The following is a 9402-nucleotide window of genomic DNA, read 5'->3' on the forward strand; positions in this document are numbered from 1 at the left end:
CTGTATTTGCCCGGCACCGACGTCTCGCCGGCATCATCGTCCGCGTCATGTTGCGGCGCATCGTTAAACAGCGAAAATTGCTGCGGCATCGGCGTTGGATCGTTGCTCATGCGTTGGTTTCGCTCCCTTGGTCGCCTTCGCGCCGTTCGCCGGATTCTCCACGCGACCGCGGCAACTAACGGTGGTGTTTCGGCACGTACCGCCGGGATCCTGTTCTCGGTCCGGCGAGGCGACTATTTTACTGTCGACCGATGCGCATCCGCTTTCCCGCACGGGATGTCGGTCGGCCAGCCCCTGATACACATGACGGCATGGAGCCGGGAGCGTCGCTCGCAGTGTGCTCAGAACAGTTGCGCGTCCTGGCAGCCTTATTACCGCCATTTTCTGCGCAAAACGCTACCCTTTATTAGCTCGCCTGGTCGGGCAATGAGCTACCAAAGAGGTCTGAAATCGCGTCGCTCGCCTGTTGCCGCGACGGCATCGTGCCGCTCCGGACCCGCGAGAGAACATCCGGTGGCAGCCAGGTATCCTCCATCGCGCCGATGCCGCCCTCGATCATCTGCTGCAGAAAAAACGATTGCCTGCGTCCCGTTAATTCAGCCAATAGTCGCAACCTTTGCTCGATCTGTGGGTTGACGCGTACCGCGACCACCTTCCGCTGATTTTCCGCGGTTCGTTTCACCTCATACTCCTGTCGTGTTCTTCGTGCCGCAAACGGGCGCATTCGTGTGGTGCTTCTACCATGGTGAATCGCGGTTCGCAACGCTATTTCGAGGACGGGGCTCCTGTACCCGGCTGCCTGCATTGCCAGACTTGAAGGAAGAACGATGACCGTAACGTCGAAACCGAGCGCAATGCCGAGGAAGCGGTTTTCAACCGTCGAATTCATCACCCCCTTCGGGCGCGACCTGGCAATCTGGTCCAGGTAGTGTTCCCCGGCATTGTCGGGTTCCGCAACAACACGCGCAGAGACGCCCGGCCGTCGCTGTTCCGGGTTTCGAGGAAAAGATGGCGGTCAATGAAGAGTTCCGCGCTCCCGTTGATCCCGCTTACACGCGGATGACGATCCGACCGCCCACGGCCTGCCTGCTCGCGTCGGGCGGCACCCCATCCGGATCGAGCTGTCAGTGCCTACGCGTCAGGGTACGACCGAGGGGACCTCTGCCCGCGTACCCCGGGGAGCACGGCCCCCTCCCGCAAGCGGCTCCATGCGACCGGTCAGCCTTCGGGCAATGTGTCACGCCCTTCCCGGTCGACAATCCGGTGCAGCCAGGGGCACAAACGCGGTGGCACAGCGACGTGCGACAAAACACCGTGGGCGTCGTGCCCCTCACCGGTGCTGCACTTTCCGTGTCGCCATATACGCGTCGAACAGGCCCGCATGCAGGCGCCTGAGTTCCTGGCGCAGCCCAATGAGTTCGTGCTGGTCGCCTTCGTGCTCCCGGCGCAGGACCTCGCCCAGCAGGACCATGGCCCGCGAGGCCGCCTGGTCACGCTGCACGCGCGCCTCACCCAGCCGGCCCGCGAGCGCCGGCTTGACCACCAGCAGCCAGGCCGGGAACCAGGAGTAATCGTCGACCTCGCCCGAGCCGGGGAACTGCGCATCGAAGCGCTGGCGTAGCGCGTCAAGCGACGCGTCGCCCAGTCCGGGCAGCAACGCCACGAACCGTGCAGGCGCCAGCCACGCCAGTTCCGCGAGCAGTGGCCACGCGGCATCCAGCCCATCTGTCCGGTAGCGTGCCTCGGCCATCCACGCAAGCGGTGCCGGAATGCGCCACCAGGATTCAATGCCCTCGACGGATTCGCGGGCGGCCGCCCAGTCGCCGGCCAGAAGCCATAGGGGCGCGGCGTGACTGTCGGTCTCGGCGCCGCGAAAGGCGAGGGTTCCGGCCCGCCGGGCGAGCGACCGCCAGCACGGTGCGAGCCACGGCTGGATCGCATGCACGGGCAGCACCCGCCGGGCGGCAGGCATGACCTCGTCCTCGAGATAGCGGCGCGCGATGGCCAGCGCCGCATGGTCAGCAAATGGCGCTGTCGATCCGCGCCCGAGTTCGCACACCAGCACGGACATCGCGGGCAGCGCACCGTCGTCCGGGTATTCGCCGGCCAGCAGCTCCAGCGCCGCTCGCGCGGCCGTCGCATCACGCCGCTGCAGCGGCTCCAGCACGTCGTTGCGCAACATCACGTCGCGGCTGTCGGCAAAGATGTCGAGTTGCTGCATGGCCATCGCACTCAGAAGAGCTGATCGTGAAGAGCCGTCAGACTAGCCCATTTCACCGTGCTGCGGAAGGTGCGGCCGTCCTCGTCCACCGACTCGATGATCACGCGCTGGCCGCTCGCTTCGGCGACCACCCGCACGATCCGCTCGCCATAGCGCATCAGCGCGCCGATCGGCGGGCAGGCCGGGGTTTTGCGCCCTTTCCGCTGGCGGTTTTTTCGTTCCATCTGGCCTATCCGCGCTTGCGGCGCCCCGCGGTCTTGCTGGCCGTCGCCGGTGCCGCCGGTGCCTGACGCGACGTGCCTGGCGCCCGCGAGGGCCGCGTCACCGCCGGGCGTGCTGCGGCTGGACGTGCGGGGGCGGCGGCCTTCGTGCGGGGCGGCCGGGCTTCCGCCTGATGTAACACCGCCAGCTGTTTTTGCAGCGTCACGTTTGTGGCCTGCACCGCATCCAGCCGCCCCTGCAGCACGCCCGCCTGATGACGGGCGTCACCGAGCTGCGCCTGCAGCGCCTCGACCACGCGGCGATGGTCCGTCTCGCGTTTGTCTGCCCGCTTCGTCGCCTCATCGACCTCCTTCTGCAGCTTCGCGGCGGCGCCGCGCTCGCGGTCGATCTCGAGCAACCCCCGCTTTTCCGACGCACGCAGGCGCTCTTCGGCCCGCTCGGCGCTCTCGCGCAGTTTCTCCAGATCCCGCGAGAAGCCTTCGCGCACCTGCGCCAGTTCACGGTCGCGCGCCGCCGCCTCGTTTTTCAGCCGTGTGATTTCCGCCTCGAGCGCCTGCCGCGCCGCGTGGCCTTCGGCCTGCGCCCTGTCCAGTTCACGGATCTCGACCTGCGCGGCCAGCAGGGCGGCCGTGCGCGACTCGAGTGCGGTCTCGGTGCGTTCGAGTTCGCCGCGGGCAGCCGCCACGGCCGCCTGCGCGTCGGCCTTCTCCCCCTCCACCTCCGCGCGCAGCGCCTCGAGTTGCGCCTGCGCGGACGCGGTCGCGCGCACCCACAGCGTCGCGACAAGCTCCCCCGCCGCGTCGCGCAGATCAGCCGGCAGGTCCGGGTGTTCGATGCGCACGCGGCTCTTCTCGCGCAGTTCCGCCCAGAACTCGCCGAGCACCGCGGCGGGCGTGCCCATGCTGCCGCGCCGGACCAGCTGATAGAGGCGGTTCGCGGTCGGCGTGATGTCGAAGCGGAAGAACAGCAGCGCACAGACCTCGCGGTACAGCTCGCGCGTCTTGGGAAATTCCACCTTCAGACGGTCGATTTCGGCCGCGAGGCGCGCGTCATCGGGTTGAACATCAGGCGGGACACTGGACATGGATCAGCAGACGCGTTTGGGTCCGTCAATAATACAACGTAAAACGCCATATATACAACGCATGTGGCGGGCTAAACGACATTACAGTTATAATGTCGTGTAGATTGCCGGGAGCAGCGGCCGTCACCGCGTCACACCCGCCGGAGCCGCCCGAACCGTGCCAGATACCCCGCTTGCGTCCGCGCAGCCCGTCGAGTCGCTCGTCATTCCGGCACGCCTGGACGGGCGCGACGGCACCAACCGGGGCGATGCCCGCAATTCGCAGCTGGCGGCCCGCAATGACCTCGATGCGTTGCGCGCGTGGCTTGCCAACTACGCCGACACGCAGACGACTTTCGACAGCTACCGCAAGGAAGCCGAACGGCTGCTGCTGTGGGCCGTCGTGCAGTCCGGCAAGCCGCTGTCGTCGCTCACACACGAGGATCTGCTGCTGTTCAGGGTGTTTCTCGCCAACCCGCAACCCGAACACCGCTGGGTGTCAGCCAGCGGCGGCAAATACCCGCGTGGCGACGCACGCTGGCGGCCGTTCAACGGCCCGCTGTCGCCGGCCAGCCAGCGCCAGGCGCTGGTCATCCTGAACGGCATGTTCACCTGGCTGGTCGACGCCGGTTACCTGCGCGGCAACCCGATGGCGTTGCTGCGCCAGCGTGGCAAACCCGCGGCACCGCGGGTCACGCGCTACCTGTCGGTCTCGCTGTGGGATGAGGTCAAGGGCTTCGTTGCGCAGCTACCGCAGGACACCGCGGCGCAGCAGGCGTACTCCGCGCGCTGCCGGTGGCTCACTACCCTCTTCTACCTGCAGGGTATGCGCCTCTCCGAGGTCGCCGCCGGCAGGATGGGCGACTTCTCGCGGCGGCTCGGCGCCGACGGACTCGAGCAGTGGTGGCTCCGCATTGTCGGCAAGGGTGCGAAGGAGCGGATCGTCCCCGCCTCGCCCGAACTGATCGCCGAACTGATCCGCTACCGGAAGGCGAACGGTCTGCCGCCGCTGCCAGGCCGCGCCGACGACACGCCGCTCGTCATCCCGTTCAGGGGAAAGCGCCGCTGCATGTCGCGCTCAGCCGTGCACGACGCGATCAGAAGCGTGTTTGGCAACGCGGCGGACTGGTTACGCACCCGCGGACCTGAGTTCGCGGATCGCGCCGGTGAACTGGACCGTGCGTCGGCGCACTGGCTGCGGCACACCTCAGGCTCGCACCAGGCCGACGGCGGTGTCGACCTGCGCACGGTACGCGACAATCTCGGTCACGTGTCACTGAACACCACGAGTCTCTATCTGCATGAGGAAGAGGACCGGCGTTATCGCGAAACGGTGAAACGCCACCGGATGAACTGGGAAGCGCGGCCTGCTTCAGAACCCGGTTCAGCGCAGAGCGACCGACCAGCCCAGACCGCAACGGCCGAGCCCGACGATCACTGAAAGACAGGCCGACTGCCGCCTGACGCCGGAGGGCCACTACCCGTCCAGTCCCGGTCAGAATCAGGCATCCACGGGAATGGGGGAACGGGACGTCCCGGCCAGGAATGCCCTGAGCTTCTGCTCCGCCGTGAGGACTTCGTGCAGCGGCGCACGGGCGAGTTGCGAGTCGTAAAGGGCCAGCATTGCCTCGAAATCGACGATCGTCTCGACCGGTAGCCGCCATTCACCACATTCGTGAGCATGGGCCAGAGTCGCTTCGACGGCATACTCGACAACCTTGAACTGCCCGGCCGGACAGGTGCCGTATCCGGCCCGCTGCAGAAACCAGCCCAGATACACCACTCGCATGAGTTCATTGACGTGGTGTCCGTTTCCGTGACCACTGCGGCATGCGACCAGCGCAAGATGTCATCGGCAACTTGAACGTCGTCGAAACCTGACGGTGTGAAACTCACTGCGTGGAACTGACTTTTCTTGGTTCGTCTTCTTCGGGTCCGGTTTATCTATGACCTGGTTTTTCTTCGCTCCTTTCCCTTGTTTTCCTTGTGGTTGGTGCGTTCTTACCAAGATACATTCCCAAAGTCAGCCGTGGCGCAGAACCAGCTCGCCACCACCGCGCTAGCGCTTCATCAATGTGAATTTCAAACCGTCTGTTTTGGACGAATTTGACGCCGCCGCTAACACAAGATGACAGGCGAGCGACTGTGCGTTTGCCGACGCACGATCCATTGGTAGCAGAAGCGCCCTGGTCAGCGGTTTGTGGCCGCGGGAGCTGCGGGACTTATTTCGCTTCGAGGACACGGATTCTGAGGGTGCAGGGAGCGGGTTGAGAACGGGCAGATTATAGCGGCACTGCCTGCGGGGATTTTCTGCTACCAATAGCCGCCACGCGCCGCGTCTGTCATCAGCATCCGCCTTTTCCTCTTCGCTCACGTTCACATTCAACAGAAAGAACCATCGCCAGTGTCGGATGCCCGCCCAGGTTGCAGGGTACGGGCGTCTCGTTCATGGGCGCCCCGTCGCTTCCTTGTAGACCGGGGGTTTGGTGTGTTCGAGTCGCAGAAAACGCAAGACGGTTAGTTGCATCTGCATGTTTTGATCGGGCACCAAAAGGTGAGCCATTTCGGGAGACCAACGGGCTGACTCTGTCTGAGCCAGCATCGTTTCAATCAACCTGGTCGCGGCAGGTGATCAGCCGAGGCACCCACTCGAACGACGAGTAACAGGGCAGGCCTCACGCGCCAGCGTTCGCCCGGGGGCTATTGGCGGTAGTCGTTTAGGGCTGTTCGTCGACCCGAAGCCGCCGATCGGACGAGATTTACTACGGTCCGTCCCAAGGCCAGCACCGGTCAATCGCCAATGACGTTTCGAATGGCCGTCTGGCAAATCTGCCGCACCTTTCCCCAGTTACCGGTCTTTGCCCGTCGACTTCGGTGTAGCGCGGACCAGGGCTTTGCACCCTCGTTGGACATTCGCTTTGTCAAGACGCAAACGTTATCGAATATCCTCATCTGGCAAGGCAGGGACCGTCCCATGTTACCGGACCGGACTCCCGGAGCGAGAGCCACGTGTGCGCCGCCGGTCAGCGAAGGGGCGCGCGTGGTATCGTGCAACGCGCCGCGTCGCGAGAATGCGTTTTCAACGTGAAACTCATGCGCCATTACTGACGACCTTACAAAAGAATGTTCACGCCTCCCTTCGCGACGTGCGACCAGCCTTCCGGCAATCAAGAAAATCCCCGCGAGCTTCTCAAAACCGTTGTCGCAGCATCGCTTGTGACTGGCCTCGAAATGTTCGATTTCACCGTTTTCGGATTCTTCGCGGTGATGATCGGAGACCGGTTCTTCCCAGCGAACGATCCGATGACTTCATTGCTGTGGGCCGTCGGTACATTCGGCGTCGGCTTTTTCATGCGACCTGTTGGCGCGATGATCATCGGCGCTTACGCGGACCGCGTGGGACGCCGCGCAGCGATGACGAGGACCAGCTGGATGATGGCTCTGGGAACCGCCGCGCTCGGCCTGTGCCCGTCGTTTGCCAGCATAGGCGTGATTGCGCCGCTCGTTGTCATCGCCGCTCGATCGTTGCAGGGCTTTGCCGTCGGCGGCGACATCGGAGTTGCCGCGACTTTCGTGCTGGAGGCGGGGCCCGTGTCGCGTCGCGGCTATCTGGTCAGCTGGCAGCTCGCTAGCCAGGGCGCGGCCGCGTTGCTGGGCGCAACCCTGGGCGTGCTACTCACCAGCACGGTGTCACCGGCCGCGCTTGCTTCGTGGGGCTGGCGGATCCCATTCCTGATCGGTCTGCTGATCGCGCCAGTCGGTCTCTACGTTCGCCATCGGCTTCGCGATGATCCGATTCCCACCAACACCGCCAGAAATGCCGGCACACCGCTCGCCGAACTGTGTCGCGATCATGGGACGACGATCCTGCTGGCGATGCTGATGATGATGGGGCAAACCATACCGGTCTACGCGATCGTCTACTTCATGCCGAGCTATGCGACTCGCGTGATGCACATGCCGGCCGTCATCGGATTTCTGGCTTCCGCGTTGTCTGCGCTGCTGCTGGTCGTCATTCCGCCGCTGGCCGGCCGTCTCATAGACAGTCTGCCTCGCCGCAAGCCACTGGCCCTCCTCGCCTCTGGATGCACGGCGCTTCTGGTCTATCCGGTCTTTCTGATGATTACCCGCGCGACCAGCGCGCTGCCGATCCTGTGCGGCGTCGGGCTCATTAGCACAATGGTGGCGTTCGGCGCCGGCGCGGTCGCCCTGCTTGTGCTCGAAGCGCTTCCTGCGCGGGTGCGCGCCAGCGGCATGGCCGTTTCGCATGCGCTGCACGTCGCCTTGTTCGGCGGCACTGCTCAATTCATCGTGACGGCATTGATCAGATGGACCGGCGATCCCATGTCTGCAGCCTGGTATGTGGCGCCGGCGTGTTTGGTGAGCTTCTGTGCGCTGATGCTTTTCAAGGAACGGCGCCTCGAAACCTGAACCGCCGCGCACGCATGGACGCCTATCGCTGCGTCTGAACCATCTTGTCAGCTAGAGCCCGAAAATCCTGCGGCGCCATGTCGTAGGCTCGCCGGAAGGCGCGCGTAAAATCAGACGCACTTTTGAAGCCGAGTCCGTAGGCAATCTCTATCACCGATAAGTGCGGATACCGGATCAGTTCATCGGCCGCATGGCGTAGCCTCAGGTGGCGGATATAAGCGCCAACGCCGCCTTCATGCTGAAACAGGCGATAGATGGTCGGGCGAGGAAGTTGAAGCGCATTTAGCACACTTTCGGGGGAGAGTTCATCTTCAGTCAGGTGCGCCTGAATATAGCGCCGTACCTGACCGAACATGGCTGCCCGGGCTGCAGCGCGCGTGTCGCCGCTCAGGCGCACCTGCCGTCCAAACGCTGCGACAAGGAGCTTGGCCGCCGCACGTATGGCGCCGTCGGCCTCACCGGCACTCATGCATGCGATCGTCCGACTGAGCGCCGCAACGTGTTCGATGATCAGTCGCTCGAGCGGCGTCGAACCATGGAGCACACGGCCGTGGATGGCCTCCGGATCAGGAAAGACTTCCTGCACCAACTCGCCCGGCACGAAAAACGCGATCACCCTGCATGCTTGGCGTTGCATTCGAACGGGTTGGTTCATATCCAGTGCAAGGATGCTTGCGGCTGAGGGCGTGGGATCGCGCCGCGAGGTGCGCACGGCGACGTTCTCAACCGCGCCCTCCAGAAACACATGAAAGACGAAGTCGCGTACCCGGTCTGTCGAGATCCGGGCCAGTGAGCGCTCGAGCACAATCAGGTCCGACCGGCAATCCGTAAATACAAGCTCGCCAACCTGATAGCGGTCAATCGAAGCCTGGAACGGCCTCTCCAGGTCAGATCGCAAGGGCAGCACGTCAACAAGATGACCGACCCGATCCCGCCAGGCGAGCAAGCGCCGCTGTGGCGCTTCCCCCCGCACGCTGAAATGACTATGGGCAATGCCGTGTTTCAGCGGACGGCAGACATCAACCGTGGGTGCGCGGGAGTTCATGCGAAGCAGTTCTTTACTGGAATGTGCCAGGACGTCTTCTGGAGTAGATGCTTTGGGAATTTAACCGAAAATCTGCCCGGCGTGAATTTTTCGAAAAACGGGTCTGGAATTATTCAGGAGCTGACTCGACCGTTACGATCTCCGGGATCGAACTGATGCATCGCATTCGCTGAGGCCAACTCGGTCTGACCGACGTGCGGCTCACAGGGACTACCGCGCCTGTCGTCTGGATAGCCAAGCTTTCAGTTTGTTGAGTTGACGCGCAAACTGGCGGCTTCTCGCTCGCTTTCGCTATTGGCACCACAACCGACGGGAGCAACGCCGTCAGCGTTTGGGTCACCAGAACGGCTCGTTGGCTGACGACAAGCCCGGCGTGAGTACCCCCTCGCTTATAATCCCCGCATTGATAGTGATTTCACC

At 63.9% G+C, this 9402-nt stretch carries 8 protein-coding genes; 2 read left to right on the plus strand and 6 right to left on the minus strand.

What is annotated here, in order from left to right:
- Positions 1-406: 406 nt before the first annotated feature.
- From GNZ13_RS54555 to GNZ13_RS49850, 4 genes are all read right to left on the minus strand, one after another.
- Positions 407-889 carry a hypothetical protein gene (locus tag GNZ13_RS54555; protein WP_407945721.1) on the minus strand — a complete coding sequence of 161 codons (483 nt, stop codon included), beginning with the start codon at positions 887-889 and terminating at the stop codon, positions 407-409.
- Between the two features lie 441 nt (positions 890-1330).
- Positions 1331-2221 (minus strand): DEAD/DEAH box helicase, encoded by an 891-nt coding sequence (locus GNZ13_RS49840; RefSeq protein WP_236002552.1) that lies wholly within the window; start codon positions 2219-2221, stop codon positions 1331-1333.
- Between the two features lie 11 nt (positions 2222-2232).
- The gene (locus tag GNZ13_RS49845; protein WP_172178837.1) at positions 2233-2445 is read right to left on the minus strand and encodes a hypothetical protein; all 213 of its coding nucleotides are present in this window, start codon (positions 2443-2445) and stop codon (positions 2233-2235) included.
- A gap of 5 nt (positions 2446-2450) precedes the next feature.
- Positions 2451-3527 (minus strand): DNA-binding protein, encoded by a 1077-nt coding sequence (locus tag GNZ13_RS49850; protein WP_172178840.1) that lies wholly within the window; start codon positions 3525-3527, stop codon positions 2451-2453.
- 157 nt (positions 3528-3684) lie between these two features.
- Here GNZ13_RS49850 and GNZ13_RS49855 point away from each other — a divergent pair, with 157 nt between their 5' ends.
- The gene (locus tag GNZ13_RS49855) at positions 3685-4947 is read left to right on the plus strand and encodes a tyrosine-type recombinase/integrase (RefSeq protein ID WP_172178842.1); all 1263 of its coding nucleotides are present in this window, start codon (positions 3685-3687) and stop codon (positions 4945-4947) included.
- Positions 4948-5007: 60 nt separating this feature from the next.
- On the opposite strand, the gene GNZ13_RS49860 is transcribed toward GNZ13_RS49855, so the two are convergent.
- Positions 5008-5295, minus strand: coding sequence for a hypothetical protein (locus GNZ13_RS49860; protein ID WP_172178844.1), 288 nt, complete (start codon positions 5293-5295; stop codon positions 5008-5010).
- Positions 5296-6629: 1334 nt separating this feature from the next.
- Here GNZ13_RS49860 and GNZ13_RS49865 point away from each other — a divergent pair.
- Positions 6630-7937 (plus strand): MFS transporter, encoded by a 1308-nt coding sequence (locus GNZ13_RS49865; RefSeq protein WP_172178846.1) that lies wholly within the window; start codon positions 6630-6632, stop codon positions 7935-7937.
- A gap of 22 nt (positions 7938-7959) precedes the next feature.
- Here the strand turns inward: GNZ13_RS49865 and GNZ13_RS49870 are convergent, their stop codons facing one another.
- A complete protein-coding gene (locus GNZ13_RS49870; protein ID WP_172178848.1) occupies positions 7960-8982 on the minus strand; it encodes a helix-turn-helix domain-containing protein in 1023 nt (340 codons plus the stop codon).
- Between the last annotated feature and the right edge of the window lie 420 nt (positions 8983-9402).

This window comes from Paraburkholderia elongata (genome assembly GCF_013177735.1).
Classification (GTDB): domain Bacteria; phylum Pseudomonadota; class Gammaproteobacteria; order Burkholderiales; family Burkholderiaceae; genus Paraburkholderia; species Paraburkholderia elongata.